The sequence below is a fragment of the Pseudomonas sp. fls2-241-R2A-110 genome (assembly GCF_030209165.1).
Classification (GTDB): domain Bacteria; phylum Pseudomonadota; class Gammaproteobacteria; order Pseudomonadales; family Pseudomonadaceae; genus Aquipseudomonas.
In genome coordinates, this window is sequence record NZ_JARVSN010000029.1 from 39,224 (window position 1) to 59,877 (window position 20,654).

19 protein-coding genes, 1 tRNA gene and 2 pseudogenes are annotated in these 20,654 nt (G+C 56.0%); 5 read left to right on the plus strand and 17 right to left on the minus strand.

Annotation, left to right across the window (positions count from 1 at the left end):
* Positions 1-665: 665 nt before the first annotated feature.
* The 11 genes and pseudogenes from QRN31_RS23600 to QRN31_RS23650 all read right to left on the minus strand — a co-directional run bounded on the left by QRN31_RS23600 (position 666) and on the right by QRN31_RS23650 (position 12,326).
* Entirely contained in the window at positions 666-2,954 is a 2,289-nt protein-coding gene (locus QRN31_RS23600) for a hypothetical protein (protein WP_285434872.1), read from the minus strand.
* Positions 2,955-3,009: 55 nt separating this feature from the next.
* A tRNA-Lys gene (locus QRN31_RS23605) sits at positions 3,010-3,084 on the minus strand.
* Positions 3,085-3,677: 593 nt separating this feature from the next.
* Complete coding sequence (locus tag QRN31_RS23610; protein WP_285434874.1) at positions 3,678-4,715, minus strand: GGDEF domain-containing protein; 1,038 nt, start codon at positions 4,713-4,715, stop codon at positions 3,678-3,680.
* Between the two features lie 135 nt (positions 4,716-4,850).
* On the minus strand, positions 4,851-4,988 hold the full coding sequence (locus QRN31_RS23615) for a hypothetical protein (protein ID WP_285434875.1): 138 nt from the start codon (positions 4,986-4,988) through the stop codon (positions 4,851-4,853).
* A pseudogene (locus QRN31_RS23620) lies at positions 4,984-5,091 on the minus strand (transposase); the annotation flags it as partial. The gene QRN31_RS23615 and the pseudogene QRN31_RS23620, both read right to left, overlap by 5 nt.
* 266 nt (positions 5,092-5,357) lie before the next feature.
* Positions 5,358-6,743, minus strand: coding sequence for a GntP family permease (locus tag QRN31_RS23625; protein ID WP_285434876.1), 1,386 nt, complete (start codon positions 6,741-6,743; stop codon positions 5,358-5,360).
* A 295-nt stretch (positions 6,744-7,038) separates the two neighbouring features.
* Positions 7,039-7,884, minus strand: coding sequence for an amidohydrolase family protein (locus QRN31_RS23630; RefSeq protein WP_285434877.1), 846 nt, complete (start codon positions 7,882-7,884; stop codon positions 7,039-7,041).
* Between the two features lie 28 nt (positions 7,885-7,912).
* Positions 7,913-9,202 (minus strand): MFS transporter, encoded by a 1,290-nt coding sequence (locus QRN31_RS23635; RefSeq protein WP_285434878.1) that lies wholly within the window; start codon positions 9,200-9,202, stop codon positions 7,913-7,915.
* A gap of 135 nt (positions 9,203-9,337) precedes the next feature.
* On the minus strand, positions 9,338-10,069 hold the full coding sequence (locus QRN31_RS23640; protein WP_285434879.1) for a GntR family transcriptional regulator: 732 nt from the start codon (positions 10,067-10,069) through the stop codon (positions 9,338-9,340).
* A 218-nt stretch (positions 10,070-10,287) separates the two neighbouring features.
* Positions 10,288-11,658: a heavy metal sensor histidine kinase gene (locus tag QRN31_RS23645; protein WP_285435050.1), complete on the minus strand. Its 1,371-nt coding sequence runs from the start codon at positions 11,656-11,658 to the stop codon at positions 10,288-10,290.
* A complete protein-coding gene (locus tag QRN31_RS23650) occupies positions 11,655-12,326 on the minus strand; it encodes a heavy metal response regulator transcription factor (protein WP_285434881.1) in 672 nt (223 codons plus the stop codon). The genes QRN31_RS23645 and QRN31_RS23650 overlap by 4 nt, the downstream gene beginning before the upstream one ends.
* Positions 12,327-12,476: 150 nt before the next feature.
* Between QRN31_RS23650 and QRN31_RS23655 the strand changes: the two genes are divergently transcribed.
* Genes QRN31_RS23655 through QRN31_RS23665 form a run of 3 tightly spaced genes read left to right on the plus strand, consistent with a single transcriptional unit; the run spans position 12,477 to position 13,669 of the window.
* Positions 12,477-12,980 (plus strand): GlcG/HbpS family heme-binding protein, encoded by a 504-nt coding sequence (locus QRN31_RS23655; RefSeq protein ID WP_285434882.1) that lies wholly within the window; start codon positions 12,477-12,479, stop codon positions 12,978-12,980.
* Positions 12,981-12,990: 10 nt separating this feature from the next.
* On the plus strand, positions 12,991-13,401 hold the full coding sequence (uraH, locus tag QRN31_RS23660) for a hydroxyisourate hydrolase (RefSeq protein ID WP_285434884.1): 411 nt from the start codon (positions 12,991-12,993) through the stop codon (positions 13,399-13,401).
* Positions 13,402-13,438: 37 nt separating this feature from the next.
* The gene (locus tag QRN31_RS23665) at positions 13,439-13,669 is read left to right on the plus strand and encodes a hypothetical protein (protein ID WP_285434886.1); all 231 of its coding nucleotides are present in this window, start codon (positions 13,439-13,441) and stop codon (positions 13,667-13,669) included.
* A 135-nt stretch (positions 13,670-13,804) separates the two neighbouring features.
* Here the strand turns inward: QRN31_RS23665 and QRN31_RS23670 are convergent, their stop codons facing one another.
* On the minus strand, positions 13,805-14,743 hold the full coding sequence (locus QRN31_RS23670) for a LysR family transcriptional regulator (RefSeq protein ID WP_285434887.1): 939 nt from the start codon (positions 14,741-14,743) through the stop codon (positions 13,805-13,807).
* A gap of 119 nt (positions 14,744-14,862) precedes the next feature.
* Between QRN31_RS23670 and QRN31_RS23675 the strand changes: the two genes are divergently transcribed.
* Positions 14,863-15,090, plus strand: a complete 228-nt coding sequence (locus QRN31_RS23675; RefSeq protein WP_285434888.1) for a DUF2790 domain-containing protein — start codon at positions 14,863-14,865, stop codon at positions 15,088-15,090.
* A 21-nt stretch (positions 15,091-15,111) separates the two neighbouring features.
* Here the strand turns inward: QRN31_RS23675 and QRN31_RS31675 are convergent.
* From QRN31_RS31675 to QRN31_RS23695, 4 genes and pseudogenes are all read right to left on the minus strand, one after another.
* Positions 15,112-15,513, minus strand: a pseudogene (locus QRN31_RS31675) (methyl-accepting chemotaxis protein); the annotation flags it as partial.
* A 485-nt stretch (positions 15,514-15,998) separates the two neighbouring features.
* Complete coding sequence (locus QRN31_RS23685) at positions 15,999-17,267, minus strand: OprD family porin (RefSeq protein WP_285434890.1); 1,269 nt, start codon at positions 17,265-17,267, stop codon at positions 15,999-16,001.
* Positions 17,268-17,317: 50 nt separating this feature from the next.
* Positions 17,318-18,526, minus strand: a complete 1,209-nt coding sequence (locus tag QRN31_RS23690; RefSeq protein WP_285434892.1) for a benzoate/H(+) symporter BenE family transporter — start codon at positions 18,524-18,526, stop codon at positions 17,318-17,320.
* A 19-nt stretch (positions 18,527-18,545) separates the two neighbouring features.
* Positions 18,546-19,889, minus strand: coding sequence for an aromatic acid/H+ symport family MFS transporter (locus tag QRN31_RS23695; RefSeq protein WP_285434894.1), 1,344 nt, complete (start codon positions 19,887-19,889; stop codon positions 18,546-18,548).
* Here QRN31_RS23695 and QRN31_RS23700 point away from each other — a divergent pair.
* Positions 19,888-20,133, plus strand: coding sequence for a hypothetical protein (locus QRN31_RS23700; protein WP_285434896.1), 246 nt, complete (start codon positions 19,888-19,890; stop codon positions 20,131-20,133). The two genes, QRN31_RS23695 and QRN31_RS23700, sit on opposite strands and share 2 nt — an antisense overlap.
* Positions 20,134-20,368: 235 nt before the next feature.
* Here QRN31_RS23700 and QRN31_RS23705 read toward each other — a convergent pair whose 3' ends face one another.
* Positions 20,369-20,608 carry a DUF3079 domain-containing protein gene (locus QRN31_RS23705; RefSeq protein WP_285434897.1) on the minus strand — a complete coding sequence of 80 codons (240 nt, stop codon included), beginning with the start codon at positions 20,606-20,608 and terminating at the stop codon, positions 20,369-20,371.
* Between the last annotated feature and the right edge of the window lie 46 nt (positions 20,609-20,654).

A 20,654-nucleotide genomic window follows, 5' to 3' on the forward strand; every position in this document is an offset into this window, starting at 1 on the left:
ATTAATCCATTCAAAGCGGAAACTGATAATGAATCCGTCGCAGCGGGGATTTTCGTGGCTGTTGCAAAATGATTGTCCGTGAAATCCCTGTACCAACGCCAAGTTGAACGCAGCAGATTTCACACAGCAGCGTGCGCGAAGACGGACCTGAGAGATTAGTAAAGCCACAAAGAACAGTCACTCACCAAAACATCTTTATTAAGCTAATGAAATAGCGAGTTCGGGTTTGGTGAACGACCACGTCAATAAGACTGACATTTGAAGCCTGCAAGGAAACGCGCCGGCTTGGTCAGTGAAGTTTTCATACCGGAACCAGAATGAACGGATGATGGAGCATCAACGCAGGCCAACCGTTCAGATTAGAGTACGAAAGCGCTTTATTGAGGTGGGGACGAAACCATCGTTCAACAGATTTATTCCCGAGCGCTTTGACAGGAAGATCTGCGCGCAACCGGGCTCAATTGGAAATATCATGTTACGTGTAATGTATATTATGTTAAATTATGTGTCTGTGCGGAACTTTCTATGCTTGTGCTTGAGGTCACGCGCCACCACTTTCCGATTTATGCATGAAAGTTTTGCCCCGTCAGTACAAGAAATCGAGCCGGATATACAGATATCGCTTTTGAGGCGTTCAAGCACGCCTCATCGATACAGCCGAGCGTTTAACTGATGTCATTCGTTTGCGGCGGTAACAACCAATGTCGTTCGGTGGTCCATCCGAGAAATACCTGAGCCCCCTCACTTATCTGGCGGTTGAGAGTCAACGGGAGTCCGGAAGCTGCCACGCGCAACCCCATAATTGCCGGTAGAAATCTCTCCTGGAATGCAATGGGTTGAGCCGCGAGATGAGCTTCGATGCTATCGATTGCGCAACGCCTCTCGGCGTCATCCAGCATGGATAAAAAAAACACCATCTGGCGCCAGGCATAAGCGGTATTTTTGAGCATCACCAAGCTTGAGTGATAGAACTTGATTTTCATCTGCTGCCGCATGCATATCCATTGGAAGCACTCCTGAGCAAGTGAACCCAAGCGATGATGTAGCAGCGCTTTCAAACCGAGATCACCAAATAGAAGCGAAAGGTTTTGCGTCGTCAAAATCTGTTGTTGCTCGATGATTCTGCCGTTGGTTGCTGAATGCCATCCATCCAAGGGTGCATTAGCCCGCTGTGCGCACAGGTTCGCCAATGCGTCACTGGTATCCAAGTCACGCTGAAAATAGTTTCTGCTCTTTGATTTCGGCTTATCGGGAAGGATCGCCAGTTGGTTCGTGTCGATGTCGTAATAATGGGCGTAAAGGGTGCCATCTATCAACGAGGCCGCTCGCCTGGCTGTTTCCACGAATTTATTCGAAAAGGTTCCCATGAAAATGTCCGCCGCGACCTCCTCCACAAAAGGAAGATCCAGCTTCGCCGTGACAGCAAGCGAACCAAACTCCTGAAGTAGCTTGTTCGGAAGGATTGCCTGAGGGAAAGCAGCGAGGGTTGTTGCCGAGGACTCGATCAAGGCTTGTCTGGCTCCCTCAACGGCGACAGTGTGTGCCTCTCGTTCACCTTCAACGGCCGCCACCCAAGGCAACTCACTGATTTTGACTTGGCTCTGTAGGTTGAGCAGCAGCAATGAACGGCGTCGCCGAAAAGCACGATACGTTGCGATAGACAACGTGCGCAGTGTAGTATCGCGAAATCCAGCACTGCAGATTTCGGCCGTCATCGCTGGCAGTACTCGCGCCACGGTATCCCCAGATGTGATCAATCCCTTGTCAATCAACTGACTGATGGTTCCCGTTCGACAGCGCTCGAGGCGTCGGCGAACTGCTGGTGGAATGGCGACACCTGCTTTCAGCGAGTATGCCTTCGCCTCCTCACTGGTAATCGGCTCCAACAGGGACGAAAAATCAGAGATGCCTTCCGAGCTCGTATAGCTGTTCAGACGCTCAGAAACCGCCTTGGCGATCAGATGATGCTCGGGTGCGTCCACCTGATGGCGCTGTATGGCTCGGCTTTGTAGATGATCTTCGGATTCGGGATGACCATGTTTGCACACGAAATCATTGACGATCCGCCGAATACGTCCGACTTGACGCCCTGTCAGCGAGGCTGGGTCACGGGAGCAGAGCCTTAGCAACGTGTACAACTCCCCTACCCGGCCCATGAAAGGTTCAACGTTGAGGATGTCATTGCTACCGGTGGCATCGAACTGACTACTTAACTCATTCGCATGCTCAAGCCAGCCTTCAGGATATTGCCGACAAGGCCAATCATCCTGGTACGTTAAGAGGAAGAGCGAGATAGCTGCATCGTAGAAAGGCAACCGAGTCACGACCACATGTTTTTGCACTGCCAGACGCTGCTGCGCAGGGAGTTTTGAAAGCAGCTTTTTGATATCGCCGACATCGAAGATCTGCACTTCCACCGCAGCGAGTGGTAGCCCGTCTGAAGCCATTGGAAAGAAACGCAGTTGCTCAAAAAAAGTTGCGATCGACTCAATCAGTCTGCGTGCTTCCTCCGTGCGCTGCTGTCCCAATAGCCAAGCCACGTACAGTAGCGCTGCCTCTTCTGGTACATCGATCCGATAGTCGCTGTTCACCAGTTGCTTTTGCAGTGCTTCGATCCCCTCATCCGTAAGGTGCCAGGTGTTGAGATCAAGTCGTTCAAAACCAGGGCGGATGCCTGGGATTGAGGCGGCCAGCCGCCGCTCGTACTCGGTCAGTGCACCACCGGCCAGATACTGTCCAGTGGCCAAACCACCCGTGACTACCTCCAGTGTGACCCATTCAGGCACATCCACGAGTGGTATACGCGAGCCATACAACGCGGTGCCCTGCACCATGTGTTCGACCACCTGCTGCCAGCGCTCAATCCGTTCGCGCGCTTTCTCAGTGTCTAGACCCGATGCGGTCAATGCTCGAGATAACTGAAAGACCGCATAACCGGCGTTTATGCCGGCCATTGCATCCGATTCCCTATCGTGCCTGGACATATGTCCTTCTGACCCTGCGATGTAGTGGGTCCGGGGGCTGGATTCGAACCAGCGCCCACCCGGTTAAGAGCCGAGTGTTCTACCGCTGAACTACCCCGGAACAGAGCGCACATTGTCTACTCGCAACGAACGAATGTGAAGATTGAAAACGTTGCCGTTCGTGACGCATATAGAGATTACTTCCCTTCGAAAATATTGGCGTAACTTCCTCCCTCCCCCCGCTGCAATGCCACAGGCAACTGGATTTGTGCAGATAACCGCTGTTTGCACCGCTGCGGTCTGAACAGTCGGTCATGAACAAGTTTTGGAGAGCACGCGTTGTTTTTCTAATCCAAACCCTTAATTTAAAAAGACTTATTGGAGCCATGAACATCTGACATCGCCCACTTGTTAAATGATGTATCTGAATAGAACATCGATGTTGTTCATTTTCACGATTCTGTGTCGGTTTTTTCACGTTAGCTTATGGTACTGCCAGCGTTACCTTGCTTGGATCGCCCACAGCTGGCCTCCAGCGCAAGCCAGTGAGTCTTATTACTTTGAGACCATACATATCTCGAGCGTCTTCTCAATTGGTGCTTCTCCGAAGGCTTGTCGCTATTGAGTCTGCGCGCTTGGGATCTACACCGTTATGGGGAGTTCTTTAGCGCTCCTAGCGCTTTTGCGCTTGCAGTAAGTGTCCGAACCCCAGTTTCAGTTCACTCGGTTGCGCCCGCTACGCTTGGCTCGATAGAGCGCATCATCAGCACGAGTTAAAAGGCTTTCCACATCGTCACCAGCTTTGGCGAGGGCGACACCAAAGGACGCAGTTACAGTGTCGAGCACCTTATCCGTGCCACGAGCCTTAATCCGCAGCGACTGAATTTTTAGGCGCAATTGCTCTGCAAATGTGTGAGCACTGGCGAGCTCAAAACATTCCTGCAGGACTACGCAGAACTCTTCACCACCATAGCGTGCCACCCGGGCCTGAGGTGGGAGCGAGTTCCGTAACACCTGACCAACATGCACAAGTACCCGGTCGCCCAAAGGGTGACCATACTGGTCATTGAACTGCTTGAAATGATCGATATCCAGCATGATCAACGCCACCCCTTGAGGTGCGTCTTTCAGCAATTGCTCCAACAGACGAGTGAAAGTGGATCGGTTCAACACCTTAGTCAGGCCATCCAGCGTCGCGTCCAATTGCGCTAGCTCCAGTTTTTCTCTTAGGCTCTTTATCTCCTTTTGTGCAGAGTGCAATTGAGAAAGAAATAGCGCTTGCTGATCCTGCATGAGCTGGGTGCTTTGTTGCAGTTCGTTGAGTATGGCCGGTAACCTCTTGTCAACCGGCTCTTCGAGCATTTCCAGGCAATGCCAAAGACTGGTTTGAAAGTTGACGCTGCCATTCATGCTACGCGAGACATCGCGCTCCATATTGTCGACCAGTTTGATCGCTTGTTGTTGCCCTGCCCGCGCCTCCTCCAATTCGTCACGAATGATGTAGTCGCGAAAAAGCTTCGTAGCGGATTCTGCAGGGAAACAGTCGAAGTCTTTGACCATCCTGTCCAGATGGCGATTAAGCTCTGGCTCCTGACCTTTGCTGTAGGTGTACCAGAGAGCATAGTGGACGGGATTTGGTGGAATGTTGTGACGCACCATTAGTGGTACGGCCTGCTTCAGCAGAGCCGCCGCCTCGCGGGAGTCCTCTGGATACAGCGCTAGGGCAGTCGCACGCGTCTCTGATTGGCTCATAACGTCACTATGGTTGGTTTTATTGGCATATATGAAGTCGGGCGCAGCATATCCTTACGCACACCAAGAGGCCATATACAATGTATGCCTACTTCCTGTTGGATTAGCTATAGACCGAACATCACATTGCAATTCTTATGCGTTCAAACCGATCCAGACATAGATACCCACGTAGACGCCAACACCAATGATCAGCGCGTTGGAAATCGAAAAGGGATCGTAGCTTCGTACTCCCCCGCTGCCTGCGTTCTTGTTGATTACGGAATCAGGCATAGAGGCTATGCGTCGACACGCCGAGACGTGCCGCTACATCAGCAACGGTTACTTGATTGACCGCTTGGATTTTGAGTTCTTCGGGGTAACGCGGGTTGCTCATGGCACCTCCTAATTGGCCTCAATTTAAGGCAAAGAGGTGTCTACGAAACCCGGGGCGATTCAGTGTGTGGTTTTTTGTAGACCTTCACTTGGCGTGGCTTACGGGTGCCAACACTTTAGGGTTATAGCCGAGTAAAACGCTCCATGCTTACCACCGAACACTGAGCATTCAAGTTCGATGGTAAAACACCCTGTAGAACGTAACTCTATCTCCCACCCTCGACTAACTCGCTCGGGCACGGTTGCTACCTGCGAACAGATCCTGACTCAAGTCACCTTGACAGCCGCATTCAACATCAACACCACAATCAAACCGACCACGGCTACGATGGATTGAACCACTGAAATGGTCTTGGTGGCTTCGCCCATAGTCATGCCGAAGGATTCCTTCACCATCCAGAAGCCCGCATGGTTCGCGTAGTTGAAGAACAGCGAGCCGCAGCCTATGGACAAGGCAAGCAGAGGCAGGTTGAGGCTGGGATCAGCACCTGCAAGCGGCGCCAGCAAGCCAGCAGCACCAACGATACCTACGGTGGCAGAACCGGTAGATACCGAGAGCAACATCGCGATCAACCAACCCAAGATCAGCGGAGGGAACGCAGACTGCTGAGTCAGGTGCACAATGGCATCGCCCACCTTGGCGCTGGTCAGCAGCTCCTGAAAGGCACCACCGCCGGCGATGATCATGATGATTGAGGCGATTGGCTTGAGGCTCTTGCCCAGGGAGTCGCGCAATTGCCCCGCATCGCCGCCCCGTGCGAGTACCAGACTTGCCCCTGCGAACAGCACGCCCAGGAGCATGGCTATCAGGGGATTGCCCAGGAAACTAGCTATTTTCAGGATCGCATTGTCCTTGGGTAATACCATCTCAGCGACGGCATGAATCAGCATCAGGATCGCCGGTAGCAAGGCTGCCAGCACGCCAAGGCATATGCTGGTGCTTGGTTGATCGTCGGCTTTTTCAGCCAGGGTGAACTGATCCAGCAAAACCTGATCGGGCCGAGTGCTCATGCGCGGCGAAATGAATGCGCCATAAAGCGGGCCGCCTAAAATCATTGCAGGAATAGCCGCAAGGAAGCCATAGAGCATTGTGGGCCCAACCGAGGTTTTGAGCGCGGCGATGGCCGTCAAGGGGCCAGGGTGTGGCGGTACCATCCCGTGCATGGCTGCGAGTGCCGCAATCACCGGAACACCCACATACACATACGCTGAACCTTTGAAGCGAGCCTGGCTTTCCAGCTTTCGCGCCACGCTGAATATCAGCGGCAGCATGATGACCAAGCCCACTTCGAAAAACATGGGAATGCCAATTACAAATGCCACCATCATCATGGCCCAAGGAATCATCCGATCCGATGTTCGCTTGAGGATGACCTCGGCGATCTGCTCTGTGACGCCTGCGTCAGCAAGAATTTTGCCTAGCATCGCTCCAAGCGCGATTACGACCCCTACTGCCCCCAGTGTCTTTCCGGCGCCGGTGATCAAGTGGGAGACGATGGTTTCTGGCTCCATACTGGTTGCAAAGCCAACGCCAACGGAAACTACTAGCAGGGCCAGGAGCGGGTGCATTTTGAGACGCGACACGATGAGCGCCACCAGCACCAGGACGCTCACCAATGCGGTCAGTAAGAGGTCTACATCTAAGGGAGTCATGAAAGGATCTCGGTTGGGCTGGCGCTCAAGCTGCACTCAGATTTGAAAGAGAAGTTTGAAACCGTAACGCCTGTCGGCGCACGCGATAAACCAAACATCGTTTGGGTGCTTTTAACTTCGGCATTGGATGACGTGTTCATGGAAACCACTCTCTTGTAATTGGAATAGCTGCTATTACGCAGAACTTCTCGATGCGGCACGAGAGGTTTGACTGCAACGTCGCACTTCGAACGCTCTGTATGTATTCGTTTAAATGGGTGAGATGAATGGTCATCTGCAAATGCAGGCGTAAGTTTCAGCTTTCGCCTTTTGCAAAACCGAATAACCTTCGAGGGGCTTGCACCAGCAACGAATAGCTAACCTGCGTCGAACACTCCAGGGCTTGCAACTGATCGACTACGGTGCTGAAACCGATGCTTTGCTCATGCTGCGTATGCGGCCAGTCGCTGCCCCACACCAACTGGCGAAGGCCGAAACTTTGTTCCAGCAGCGGTAATGCCATTCGAGCGAAATTGATGTTCTGTTGAGGCGTACCTCCCAAACGATAGATTCCCGATACCTTCATCCAGATCGAACCTTTCGATCCCAACTCCAGTAACTCGCAAAACCCGGGCTGATCGACGCCCGAATTGGCATCCGGCCGACCAAAGTGATCAATCACCAACTTCAAACCGAACGGCGTCAATTGATGGATCAGTCCCGGCAGATCCTTTACCTCCCGATGCAACTCGACATGCCAGTCAAGATCAGCAATGTGGCTGAAAAACTCTCTCCAGGCACTGTTACGAAAATCAGGTAACGCCTTACCCATCAGGTTCAAGCGAACCCCGACCACGCCCATCTGATCCATGTCATTCAACATGGCTCGACTGACGCCTGGCTCCAGCACAACCACGCCTCGCAACTGCTGCGGCGCTTGCTTCAACGCCGCCAGCAGGTAGCTGTTGTCGGTGCCGAGAAAGCTCGGTTGCACCAATACGCCATGACTCAGACCATGAGCGTGCAAGTGCGTCAGATACTGCTCAAGCGTGGCGTCGTAATCAGGGGTATAGCGCCGTGCACCGACCAGACATAGATCACGGCTAAACACATGAGCATGGGAGTCGATGCCGGTGATCGGCGTAGAACAGGTGTCAGTCATAGCGTTCATCTATAGAAGGTAAAGGGCATCAGGCCCGTGCACTCTCGTTGCCGTTGACCGTTGCTGGCACCGATGCACTCGAAGCTTCGAGGCTGCGTCCACGGGTTTCCGGCAGACAAAGTGCCGCGATCACCGCCACGCCATAGGCAATCCCGGCGTCGATACCAATCGCAGACCCAAGCGACATGGAGTCGCTCATGTGACCGACCAGGAACGGGAACACCGCGGAAAGCACTCGGCCAAAGTTGTAGCAGAAGCCCACACCGGCACCGCGTACATCCGCCGGGTACAGCTCGTTGAACAGTGCGCCAAGGCTCGCGGGAATACCGGCCGCGAAAAAGCCGAGCGGGAACCCCAGGAACAGCATCTGGGTATTGGTTAGCGGTAGGAACACATAACTCTGCACAGTGACGACACAGCAAAGCGCAAACAGCACGATGTTTTTGCGTCGGCCAATACGGTCAATCAAAAAACCGCTGACTACACACCCACACCAGAACGCGAAGATGATCACCGCCAGGTAGCCGCCCGAGTTCAGCACGGACAAGTTGCGCTCGGTCTTGAGGAACGTCGGCAGCCAGGTCATCACCGCGTGATAACCACCGTGTGCACCGAGCCCCAACAGACCACCGAACAGCGTTACGCGGATCAACTCGGGGCGGAAGATGCCTGCCAAGGATTTGAAGAAACTTTGCGGGATGGCGTTTTCTTTTTGCAGACGCTGGAAGCTGTCCGGTTCCTCGACGTTGCGACGAACCCAGATAATCAGGAACGACGGTAGCAGCCCGACCAGGAACATCACGCGCCACGCCATGTCCTGGGGCACGAAGGTGTAAATCAGCGTAAACACCCCGACCGCCAGCCCCCAACCCACGGCCCAAGCGCTTTGGACAGTGCCCATCACTTTGCCGCGATACTGCGGATTGATGGTTTCGGCCATCAAGACCGCACCGGCTGCCCACTCGCCGCCGATACCAAAACCCTGGAGCGCCTTGACGATCAAGAGCTGGTTAAAGCCGGTGACAAACGCGGAGAGAAAGGTAAAAAAGGAGAACCACAAAATCATCCACTGCAGCGTACGCACCCGGCCGTAGCGGTCGGACAACGTCCCCCCTACCCAGCCACCGATAGCTGAAGTGACCAGAGTCACTCCGCTGATCAGCCCCGCGTCTCCCTTGGTCAGAGCAAAGGCGGCGATCAACGCTGGAATCGCCAGGCCAAACATTTGTACTTCCAGTGCGTCGAGCGACCATCCGCCGAAGCAGGCCCAAAACGTTTTGCGCTCCCGAGGAGTGATTTGGCGATACCAGCTGAACATGATTCTTATCCTTATAAGTGGAACGGGAGGCAGCCGAGAACAAACCGCGCCGCTACGGGCCAGTCGTGGTAATCAAAACAATGAAATCAGCAACGACCGAGTCGTCGCTGAGCGATCCGCTATCCAGGCAAGGGCTTAGCGGATGTCCACGCTGTAGCGGAAATGCTCGGCATGTCCGCGAGAGCGTCGCCACTCCAGCGGAGTTCCGGCGTAATCACGCGCCAGGCGCTCAATTACTACTACAGGGCTGTTGATCGGGACTTGCAGCAATCGCGCGTGCACCTCATTCACCGATTCGGCGGTGAGCGTTTCTTCGGCAGACGCGACGACCTGGCCGCAAACTTCTTCGTAGATCGGATAAAGCAGTGGCCCTTTGCGGCTCAGGTCGATCTCCAGCAGCGGCTGGAAGCGGTTGCGCGGCAGCCAGATTTCTTCAGCAAGTACCGGCTTAACATCCAGCAGACGTACGCGAACAATGCGGATCACTGGTGCGTCGGCAGGCAAGCCTAACGCCTGGGCCACCGCCGAGGGCGCAGCGACCGGCTCGATCGACAGGATACGACTCTCCGGCACCTGGCGTTCGCCGGCAGCGGTCTGAAAACGGAAGAAGCGAAACAGCGAAGATTGAAACTGCGGCCGGCGAATGAAAGTGCCTCGGCCTTGCTGACGTTCCAGGATGCCCTCACTGACCAGCGCGTCGACCGCTTTGCGCACAGTGCCAGTGGACAGTTGGTATTCCGCGGAAAGCGTGGCTTCGGTGGGAATGGCTTCTCCCGGACGCCAGCGATTGTTGGCGATTTGCTCTGCCAAGTGGTCACGCAGGCGTTGGTAAAGCGGCAGGCGAACATCACTGGAGAGAGCATTCATAGACTTTATTCACCTTGTTATCTATTCATCTATATGAATCTTGTGGCGAGTATTTCCTCAGACGACTTGGCTGTCAAGAAGAGGCACGGCCTCTTGCTGACGAATGGTGAACCATCGCCCGGTAAGCCTACGTCAAGCCAGCTCTGTGATTCGCAATGTCGACTGTCCCAATCCCTTCAAAACCAAGCAGATTTTCCTGCGGTGAAATGCCATTAATTTCAGGCTTCTCTAATTAGAAACTCCAAGTGAAAGCTCGTACCGGCTTCAGTGCTATCAACGGATACGCTACCGCCATGCAGTAGCATAATTGAGCGGACAATAGCCAATCCCAAACCACCAGAGTCATCGGGCTGATTACGTGATGGGTCGCACCGGTAAAAGCGCTCAAACAATCTCGGCAGATGCTCTGCAGCAATTGGCTCGCACTGGTTGCGCACGGTGATTTCGAATCTGTCCTTCGAAATCTTGCTGGTGACCGTCACTGCAGACGCGGAATTGCCATAGCGCAGTGCATTCGCCAGCAGGTTAGCCAATGCTCGACGAATCAAGGCTGGATCACCCAGCAACTGACCTTGTGCCTGGTTTATCAGTTGCACATTTCGCTCTTGCGCCACCCCTTCGAAATACTCACATAGTTGCTCAATCAGATCGTGCAGGTTGATTGGCTCAAATTCCACGCGAGCGTTGGGTTGCTCGGTGCGAGCGAGAAACAACATGCTGTCTATCATTCGCGCCAACCTTTCATACTCTTCCTGATTGGAAACCAGCAAGTTCTGATAGTCCTCGATAGAGCGACTGCGCCTCAGGGTTTGCTGGGTATGTCCCATCAGGTTGCCGAGTGGGGTTCGCATCTCATGGGCGAGGTCTTCCGAGAAACGTGAAAGCTGGGCGAATCCGTCTTCAAGGCGTGCCAGCATCTGGTTGAGCGCACTACAGAGCAATTTCAGCTCATTCAGTTCATTGAATTCATCCAGCCGTAAATGCAGATTCTGCACATCAATCCCGGCAGCGCGCTTGGCCAACAGGCGCACGGGGCGCAAGCCTCGCTGACTCACCCACCAGCCTAATGCGAAAGCCAGCAGCGCGCCGACCGACATGGCCAGCCAGAGTTTGAGGCGGTAAGCCCCCATCATCTGGTCGCGCTCGCCCAATAACTTGCCGGCGATCAGGGTCAAGCGTCGATCACCCTGCACAACATTCCGCCAGGCGAGCCGCACTGACTCCGAAGGGTGACCATCACCGAGGCGAGGCTCTGGTGCAGCCGGCAAATTTGGCAAGGTCATATGCACTGGGTTGATTTCGATCAGCACCTTACGGTTGTCATCGACGATCCATAGCAGATTGTCGCGATTGCCCAGCATGTTTTCGTAAAGCTTGGGCCGACCTTGCAATTGCTCGATGCTATCGCTATCGCTGATCAACGCCTGCATTCGTTCCAGGCGCCCCAGCAATGCCTGGTCATCGCGCCAGGCAATCTCCCGCTGTAGCGATTGATAAAGGTAAAAACCAATGGAGCCCAATAACACTAAGCTGACCAGTGCGAACATGATGGCCAGGCGCAGGCTCAGGGTGCGCGGAAATAGTTTCAGGATTGCACCTCGAGCATGTAACCGATGCCACGCACTGTGTGAATCAACTTCAGCGCGTAAGGATCGTCAACCTTGGCCCGCAGTCGACGGATAGCGACATCCACCACATTGGTGTCACTGTCGAAGTTCATCTGCCAGATCTGGGAGGCAATCAACGAACGCGATAACACCTCCCCTTCACGACTGAGCAGCAGATGCAGTAACGCGAACTCCTTGTTGGTCAAGGTAAGGCGCTCGCCATTGCGCGTTACCTTGCGTCGCAGCAAATCCAGGCTCAGGTCACCAGCGACAAAATGCTCAACCTCGCGAGGCGGGCCACGGCGCAGCAAAGTGCGAACGCGTGCCAGCAACTCGGCATAGGAAAAGGGTTTCACCAGATAATCATCGGCCCCCAACTCCAGTCCTTTGACCCGATCATCCACCGAATCGCGTGCGGACAGGAACAGCACTGGGGTTTGCCACTTACGCCGGATGATTTGCAGCAATTGCCAGCCGTCCAACCCAGGCAGCATGACATCCAGAATGATCAGGTCGAACTCACTCTCCTGTGCCAAATGCTGGCCATCCAGCCCGTCAAGGGCGATCTCCACCACATAACCCGATTCAGTCAGGGCTTTGCGCAGGTAATCCGCCATTTTCGTTTCATCTTCAACCACCAGGATACGCATTCTTTCCTCCACGACTGGAGCACAGGCTAGCCCGCTTCGCTGATTTCTCACATTACATATTGGTAATCAGGCGGCAATCATCCTGACGGGGTGGGCTGGTCATGATGTCTGGCAATGACTCATACAGACTCAACTCACCAAGGAAACAGCATGCGTACAAGCCTATCGACTTCATTGCTGATGACACTCGCAATGAGTTCTGCGTTCGCCGTTGCAGGCCCGGATCAAGTTGCTCAGCGCAAGGACGTGTCACTTGCAATGGCCAACGATTTGCTGACTGCCGCGCTGACAGCCTGCCACGCCGATGGCCGCACAGCCGTTGCCGCAGTGGTTGACCGTGGCGGCAATCTGGTTGCCGTGCAACGCGATGACAATGTCGGCCCGCACAACACGTTAGCCGCGCAACGCAAAGCCTATACCGCCCTGTCGACGAAGACTTCGACGCGACTCTTGGCGGAGCGTGCGCGCAGTACTCCCGATGCTGAGAACCTCAATACCGTTGCGGAATTGTTGCTGCTGGGTGGAGGCGTGCCATTGAAGTTCGATGACCAGATCATCGGCGCCATCGGTGTGGCCGGTGCGGGTGGCGCTGCAAACGATGAAGGTTGTGCAGAGGTCGCCATCAACAAAGTTCTACCTGTCGTTAAAAACTAAGGACATCACCATGAATGTATTGAAAAGCTTATTCGCTGGCGCTGTATTGAGTGCCCTTTCAACTCTTGCATCAGCGGCCGCAAATCCATTGAGCGTGCATGTACTGAACTTGCAAGATGGCCTCCCCTCCCCTGGTGTCACTGTCACGTTGGAAAAACAGGATGGGAAAAACTGGGACATGCTCAACAGCGCGGCAACCAACGAGCAAGGTCGTATCCCCGGTCTGTATCCGGAAGGTCGTGGTCTGGAGAAAGGTACCTACCGTGTCACCTTCAAGACTGGTGAGTGGTTCAAGGCGCACAAAACGTCCAGTTTCTTTCCGGAGGTACCCGTCATTTTTGAGGTGGACGGTACCGTTCCTCACTATCACATCCCGCTGCTTCTCAGTCCTTACGGTTTCTCCACATACCGAGGGAATTGATGGGTAAGCAATATCAAATGGCGCCGGTGAAGGCCTGGTGGATCTGGAAAGCCTGAAAGCCAAAGCCGAGAACACCGGTAAACGCATGAAGCTGGGCGAGATCGGCGTGTTGTTTCCGCGGCCGCATGCGGCTCGCTCAGCACTGCGCGCAAGCCCCCTATTACTTAGGCTTGCTATGCCCAGTCGCTGGAAATACAGATGTGCATTCATCTGCTGCGCCAGTATGTACGGTGTGACCTCAGAGATAGCGATCAAGCGTCTCGCCTGACAAACCTCCAACGCGACCCGCTTCAGCAATACATCAATTCACGCCTGTCCTGCCCGATTTCGCTCAAGGACATTGCCGCCACCGTTGACCTGAGCCCGTCGTATTTTGTACGGGTGTTCGTGGAGCAAACTGGCGCTAGCCCACTCCCCAATACCGAACATCGTTCGCTATGACCTCATGTCCGGAAAAAAGCCCGGGCAGCTCTGCCTTGAGAAAGTCCACCCATGTCCTCACCTTGGCATCCAGAAAACGCTTGGAAGGATAGAGTGCATAGACGTTGCGCTCCCTGAGCCGGTGATCGCCCAGCAGGCGCAGCAACGTGCCCTCGCGCAGCGACCGGGTTGCGGTGTAGAACGGCAGCAGGCTGATGCCCATCCCGGCCTCCGACGCATTGACCATCGCCTCCGGAACGTTACTCTGGAAGGTCTTGCCGGGCACCACTGAATGCTCGCCCTGCTCGTTACGAAAGACCCATTCATCGCCGTACAACGGGTCGAGCATGCGCAGGCAGCTATGTTCATTCAGTTGTTCGGGATGGGTGGGCAGACCCCGACGCGCAATGTACGCAGGCGATGCGCAAGGCATGCTGAAGATGCGCCCTACCGCTTGGGCAACCAATTGTGAATCTGCCAATTCCTGGGCAATGCAAATGACCACGTCGTGCCCGTCTTCAAGGGGGTCGGGGTTGCGTTGCGACAAGGTCAGCTCAACCACAACGTCCGGATAGAGCTCGCAGTAGCGGGCAATGAGCGGCGTCATCAGTACCCCCAGCCCGGTCAAACAGTGCAGGCGCAACCGGCCATTGGGCTCCAGGTGAGCTCCACGCGCTTCTGCGGTAGCCTCGGCCATGTCGTCCAGTATTTGCCGCGCCCGCAACAGGAAACGTTCGCCAGCTTCGGTCAGGCTCAAACGTCGGGTGGTGCGCTGCAGCAGACGTGCCTGCACGTGCTGCTCAAGATCGGCCACCAGCCGAGACACTTGCGCCGTGGAAAAGTCCAGCGCCTGTGCGGCGGTGGTAAAGCTGCCTGCGTCGGCTACACGCACAAATACCCGCAGGCTGTTAAGCAAGTCCATGAATCCTCCAACGACAACGACTGTTGCATCTGACGTAACGCTGCATCAAGCACCGCCCTCTTTATCCCTATCTGTAGAAGAATAGAATTGACTCATCGAAACACGACGGAGAAAAAACCATGAAGACCTTGTTGAGCGTACTGTTGGCCCTGACCACAACCGCCGTTATGGCCGCCGAAAGCAACCCGGCCACAACACCTTCAAACCTGGATATCGCGAAAGTCATCTCGGTAACTGATACCTCGACCGCCTGCGAAGTTGTCCCGGCGACCATGGTTTACATCGACCATCAAGGTGAAACCCACAAGTTTTCCTACCAGGTGATGGGCAGTTGCTCGGGCGTTTGAGAGACAGCAAAAACACCTTTTTCAAACCGCTATCCGGGTTGCCTCAAGTGCCAACTCGTGCAAACTGGCCAAACGCTGCATGACGCGTTCAACCACTTCCAGTCTGGCGACCGCGCCACTGCGTAACTCCCCCATCGACTGCAACGCGACCTCGGTCTTGTCCAGGCCTGAACGCGTCGAAACGGTAAGCTGTTCAAGGCCCTGACGGGCATCCTGTGCTGTCTTCTCCAGGCCTGTGGCGATCTGCCGGATCTGCGCACTGGAGTCCGCTGCCTGGCGCGACAGATTGCGCACCTCGTCCGCCACTACAGCAAAACCTCGGCCATGATCACCGGCCCGCGCGGCCTCGATCGCGGCATTGAGCGCCAGCAGGTTGGTCTGCCGGGCGATGTCCTGAATGCTGCCCACAATCGCACCGATGCGAACCGACTGGCTGCCCAGCTCATCGAACACCTGATCCAGACGCTGCAGGTACTGATCAAGATCCCCCAGCACGGCAGCCGAAGACTGCATGCTCGCAGCACTTGCCTGTACCCGTTCGCCCGCGCCACGCGCCAACTGGTTGGCAAAGCGCATGTCCTCTTCAGTTTGCTGCACCACTTCAGTCAGGTGTTCAAGTGCCACCTTTACTTCAGCGCCCGGCCAAGCGGGCTCGACCACGGGCAATGACGGTAGCGGGACCGGCGCACCGGACACCACGAGATCCGGCTCCCGCTCCACGAGCACTTCAATCACCCGCACTGGCTGACGGTGAAAAAGCACCGCTGCCGCCAGCAGCAACAGGTTGATGATGCCGGCATACATCAGGTGCATGCCGTTACCGGCAGCGAGCAGCACCACAGCGCTGCCAGCTGCAAACAGGGTCAATCGCGCCCAGACTTTATTGCTCATGCTCGCCTCCAGGTCTTTCACAGCAACGTCCAGGTGTAACTCAGGATCAGCCGGTTCTCATCGATATCGGTGCGGTAATTGGAGCGCGCCATGGCATTGCGAACCCGAACGCCAAGCCCTGCGAAGGTGCCGCTCTGCACGACGTAACCGAGGTCAAGGTCGCGCTCGCGGTCCTTGCCTTCAAAGCCCTTGCCGGTGTCTACGTTGTTGCCGGTGATGTAGCGCACGGTACTGGTCAGGCCCGGGACGCCGAGGGCGGCGAAGTCAAAGTCGTAACGCGCCTGCCACGAGCGCTCATCGGTGGAGGCGAACTCATAGGTTGGCACTTCGTTGCCCAGCGGCGAGATGTTGGCAAATACCCGAGGAAACGCGCTTTCACCGTACATGCCCTGGTAGCCGACGTAGAAGGTATGGCCGCCGTACTTGGCCGACAACAGGGAGAAGAACGCCTGGTTGTCGATATTGCCCAACAGCTTCTTGCCATCCTCCCTGGCATCGAAATAGCCGAGGTTGGCGCCCAGGGTCCAACTGCCCAGGGGGTGGCTGTGTTTCAGGCCAAGGAAGCCTTGCTGGTAGATGTCTTCCAGTTGCCCGTACCAGGCGCTGATGCTGGTGTGTTTGTCGTTGAAGGCGTAATCGCCGCCACCATAGTTGAAGGCGTCACTGCTGGCCTGACGCTGAGGCAAGTAGCCGAGCATCGCCTGCATCTTCTCGTCGCCGGCCTCGTTGCGCAGGTGAGTGGAGCTCAGATGACCGCCTTGTAACGTAAGGCCATTGATCTCACCGGATGTGATGCTCGCCCCCTGGTAGCTGGGCGGCAGCAGGCGGATGTCACTGAAATACAGCACTGGCAAGTTGGGTTGGAGCTCGCCAACGCGCAGTTCGGTCTTCGAGTAACGCAGCTTCAGCGTGCCTTCCAGACGGCTGTAGTCATCGGCCGCGCGGCCATCGCTGTGCACCGGCAACAGGCCGGTGTTGACCCGGTCCGGACTGCTGTCGAGCTTGAGCCCGAGAAGGCCGATGACATCGACGCCAACACCGATCGGTCCTTGGGTGTAGCCGGACTTGGCATTGAGGATAAAACCCTGGGCCCATTCCTCCGCCTTCGACTGCCGGTTGGCGCCGACAATGTCCGAGTAGTCCCGACTGAAGTAGTAATTGCGTGCCTGCAAGGTGGCGGTGGCACCCTCGATAAATCCGCCCTCGGCGGCCATCAGTTGGCTTGAACACCCCAAGGCGACAGCCGTGGACAATAACGTACGAGTTGTATGAATGGTTTGCTTCATCGGTGTGCTCTTATTGTTGTTATGAATAGGTAAGGCGTGGCGAATACAAATCAGCGCGCCACCTCGCTGGTGCTGCTGGAGGATGCAAGGGGGGAGCGCCGCGTACTCGACAGCAGGTGCGCGGCCATGCCGAAAATCAGCCCCCAGAACGCGGCGGACAAACCAAACAGCGACATGCCCGAGGCGGTAGTCAGGAACGTCACCAGCGCCGCTTCGCGGTCATTGGGTACGGCCATGGCATTGGTCAGGGCTCCGGCAATTGCAGCGAACAGAGCCAGGCCCGCCAGGGCGGCGATCAGTTCTTTGGGGAAGGCGGCAAACAACGACACGAGAGTCGCACCAAAGATGCCCAAGACCAGGTAACAAAGGCCGCCGACCACACCGGCGACATAGCGTTTGCCCGGGTCTTCATGGGCCTCGCGGCCAGTGCAGATGGCGGCAGTGATCGCCGCCAGGTTGAGGCCGTGGCAGCCAAACGGCGCCAATAGCGCCGTGCCCAGCGCGCTGCTGGCGATGATAGGGCTGGCCGGCGTGGCGTAACCCGAGGCGCGCAACACCGCCATACCCGGAACAAACTGCCCGGTCAGGGCCACCATCACCAGTGGCAAGGCAACGTTCAAGGTTGCACCAAGGCTGAATTGCGGGCTGACCCAAACCGGCGTTGCCAAGCCAATTACCAGCGCTTCGCGGTGCAATTGGCCGGTCAACATGGCGATGACACAGCCCACCACCAGTACCGCCATCACCGCGTAACGCGGCATCAGCCGTTTGCACACCAGGTAGGTGGCGAACATTGCCAGCACCAACCCGGGTTTGCCTTGCAATGACACGAACAGCCCAGTGCCAAAACGCAACAGAATCCCCGCTAGCATTGCCGCCGCGATGGCCCCGGGCAGCTTGCTGATAACACGGTCGAAGGCGCCCGAGATGCCGACCAGGAAGATAATCACACTGCTCAACAGATAGGCGCCGACAGCCTCGTTCATCGAGATGCCCGGCAGCAACGCCACCAGCAGCGCCGAGCCGGGTGCCGACCATGCAATGATGATCGGCACGCGGTAACGCAGGCTCAGGCCGATACCCAGCAGCGCACTGCCAATGGAGATCGCCCAGACCCAGGACGACAGCAGTTCGCGAGACAGATGCGCGGCGTCCGCCGCCTGGAAAATAATCACCAAGGGCCCAGCATAGGAGATTATCGTGGCAATAAAGCCTGCAACCGCAGCAGACAGCGAAAAGTCGCGCATCAAGTCTTTCATCAAACAGCTCCTTGCAGACTCAGGCCTTGGCCGCCGACAGCGGCGCGGTAACGCTGGCGGCGTTTCGCTCACTGCTGATGGCATAGAAGGTCATGGCGAGGGCGGCTACCGCACCCGGCAGAGCGAATGCCATGAAGTTGAGTTGCAACGGCAAACTGATTCCCAGCAACGCGCCGCCCAACAACGGGCCGACAATCGCACCGTTACGACCGATCCCCGACGCCCAGCCAAGCCCCGTGGAGCGAATGGCCATGGAGTAGAACTGCGCGGCACAGGCATACAACAGGATTTGCGAACCGATGGTGGTAGCGCCAGCGATAGCGATCAGCAGGTACAACACAGGGGGCGGACTCTTGAAGCCGAGCAAGGTGATTGACACCGCGGCAATGGCGAAGAACACCGCCAGAACCCTTGGAAGGTTGAGCTTGTCGCCCAATACGCCACCGCCGACCGCACCGAAAATCGCGCCGAAGTTCAACACCAGCAAGAAGGACAGGCTTGAACCCAGGCTATAGCCGGCGTTGGCCATGAGTTTCGGCAGCCAGGAACTCAGGGCGTAGACCATCAACAAGCAGCAGAAAAACGCCAGCCAAAGCATCAGCGTGCGCAAGGCTCGGCCTTCGCGAAACAGCTGCAGTACCGGCGTGCCGGTGCCCTTCACTTCCGCCATGAGCAAGGTATCGCTGGCCTGGGCAACATAGGCCGGATCAACGCGCTGCAAGACAGCACGCGCTTGCTCGTTGCGGCCTTGGCGCAGCATGAAACCCACCGATTCTGGCAGGAAGTACATGATCAACGGCAGCAGCAATAACGGCAGCCCCGCCACATAGAACACTGCCTGCCAACCGAAGCTGGGAATAAGCACGATGCCCAGGCCCGCCGAGAGCATGCCGCCCACCGAATAACCGCTGAACATGATGGCGACCAAGGTGCTACGAATTTTCTTCGGCGCGTATTCGTTCATCAGCGCCACCACGTTGGGCATTACGCCGCCGATGCCAAGGCCAGCAATAAACCGGCAGATGCCAAAGGTCGTGGGGCTCGTGGCAAAGCCGTTGAGCACGGTGAAACCGCTGAAGAGCATCACGCAAAGGGTGATGGTTTTCTTGCGCCCGATCTTGTCGGATAGCGGGCCGAAAAACAGCGCGCCGAACATCATGCCAAACAGCGCATAACTCCCCAACGCCCCAGCTTCCAGCGGGCTCAACCCCCACTCTTTCATCAGCGTCGGCAAGACCACCCCGTAGATCACCAGGTCGTAGCCGTCGAAGATGATGATCAGGGCGCACCAGAACAACACCATCCAGTGAAAGCGGTTGAAGCGAGCGTTGTCGATAACCTCGTGCACATCGATTTTTCGCATGACATTGGTCTCTTGTTGTTTTTTTTTATTGTTCGTTCAGGCGTACCAGCGGGATGCCGCAGGCGGCACACGCAACGCTCCGCCGATGGCGGCCGCATTGTTACGTGCCATGCACAGGACTGTTACGCAGGATGCAAATGAAGGGTATTGGGACCGGCAGAATGGCAATATCCGCTTTGCGCAGATCGCTATCCGTTTTGTGCAGAAGGGGGATATCGGAGTGTTGCTTCTTACCGAGAACTGAAACTGATCGGCGTGTTCAACCACGCCAGCTCATTTTTTCGAGCCGACGCTCAGAGGCGTTTGCCCTGCCGCGAACCACTGACTTGAATTCGGCTTCGTCACGCGTCGGCTATATTCGACGCATCATTTTTACGACTAGAACATTTCATTCACGGGTCTGAAACTCATGGGGTGACTCCACCATCAATGCACCTCATCGTCGGCGTGCACGCCAACTGCACCGGACTGGCAACCCGCTACTCGCTCTGACTGCCAGTCCAGGTGTCCGCTACGTCATCTGACGGCTTGTCAGTAGTGTTGAGCTGATCAATGCCCCAGTCACCAGGCAGATGCCAATCCTCGCCGAAAAGTTCGGCCGGATGCATCGTACGGTCGGAGCCATTGCCGCAGGCCAGGGACTTCGCCGGGCAATACCGGTCGCATCCCCAACAGATCCGTTCGGGGTGCTTGGGGTTTATTGGGAAGTTCTTGGCCATGCCGATCTCCGGTCATTGGGAGGCGTTCTTCCAACCTACAGCCCTT

Bases quoted from the DNA above. Each gene is read 5' to 3' on its own strand.
- QRN31_RS23705 (WP_285434897.1), bottom strand. From the start codon at position 20,608: ATGGCCAAGAACTTCCCAATAAACCCCAAGCACCCCGAACGGATCTGT.
- QRN31_RS23670 (WP_285434887.1), bottom strand. From the start codon at position 14,743: ATGGACTTGCTTAACAGCCTGCGGGTATTTGTGCGTGTAGCCGACGCA.
- QRN31_RS23700 (WP_285434896.1), top strand. From the start codon at position 19,888: ATGACATTGGTCTCTTGTTGTTTTTTTTTATTGTTCGTTCAGGCGTAC.
- QRN31_RS23675 (WP_285434888.1), top strand. From the start codon at position 14,863: ATGAAGACCTTGTTGAGCGTACTGTTGGCCCTGACCACAACCGCCGTT.
- QRN31_RS23650 (WP_285434881.1), bottom strand. From the start codon at position 12,326: ATGCGTATCCTGGTGGTTGAAGATGAAACGAAAATGGCGGATTACCTG.
- QRN31_RS23685 (WP_285434890.1), bottom strand. From the start codon at position 17,267: ATGAAGCAAACCATTCATACAACTCGTACGTTATTGTCCACGGCTGTC.
- uraH (WP_285434884.1), top strand. From the start codon at position 12,991: ATGAATGTATTGAAAAGCTTATTCGCTGGCGCTGTATTGAGTGCCCTT.
- QRN31_RS23690 (WP_285434892.1), bottom strand. From the start codon at position 18,526: ATGAAAGACTTGATGCGCGACTTTTCGCTGTCTGCTGCGGTTGCAGGC.
- QRN31_RS23640 (WP_285434879.1), bottom strand. From the start codon at position 10,069: ATGAATGCTCTCTCCAGTGATGTTCGCCTGCCGCTTTACCAACGCCTG.
- QRN31_RS23695 (WP_285434894.1), bottom strand. From the start codon at position 19,889: ATGCGAAAAATCGATGTGCACGAGGTTATCGACAACGCTCGCTTCAAC.
- QRN31_RS23635 (WP_285434878.1), bottom strand. From the start codon at position 9,202: ATGTTCAGCTGGTATCGCCAAATCACTCCTCGGGAGCGCAAAACGTTT.
- QRN31_RS23615 (WP_285434875.1), bottom strand. From the start codon at position 4,988: ATGCCTGATTCCGTAATCAACAAGAACGCAGGCAGCGGGGGAGTACGA.
- QRN31_RS23630 (WP_285434877.1), bottom strand. From the start codon at position 7,884: ATGACTGACACCTGTTCTACGCCGATCACCGGCATCGACTCCCATGCT.
- QRN31_RS23610 (WP_285434874.1), bottom strand. From the start codon at position 4,715: ATGAGCCAATCAGAGACGCGTGCGACTGCCCTAGCGCTGTATCCAGAG.
- QRN31_RS23600 (WP_285434872.1), bottom strand. From the start codon at position 2,954: ATGGCCGGCATAAACGCCGGTTATGCGGTCTTTCAGTTATCTCGAGCA.
- QRN31_RS23655 (WP_285434882.1), top strand. From the start codon at position 12,477: ATGCGTACAAGCCTATCGACTTCATTGCTGATGACACTCGCAATGAGT.
- QRN31_RS23625 (WP_285434876.1), bottom strand. From the start codon at position 6,743: ATGACTCCCTTAGATGTAGACCTCTTACTGACCGCATTGGTGAGCGTC.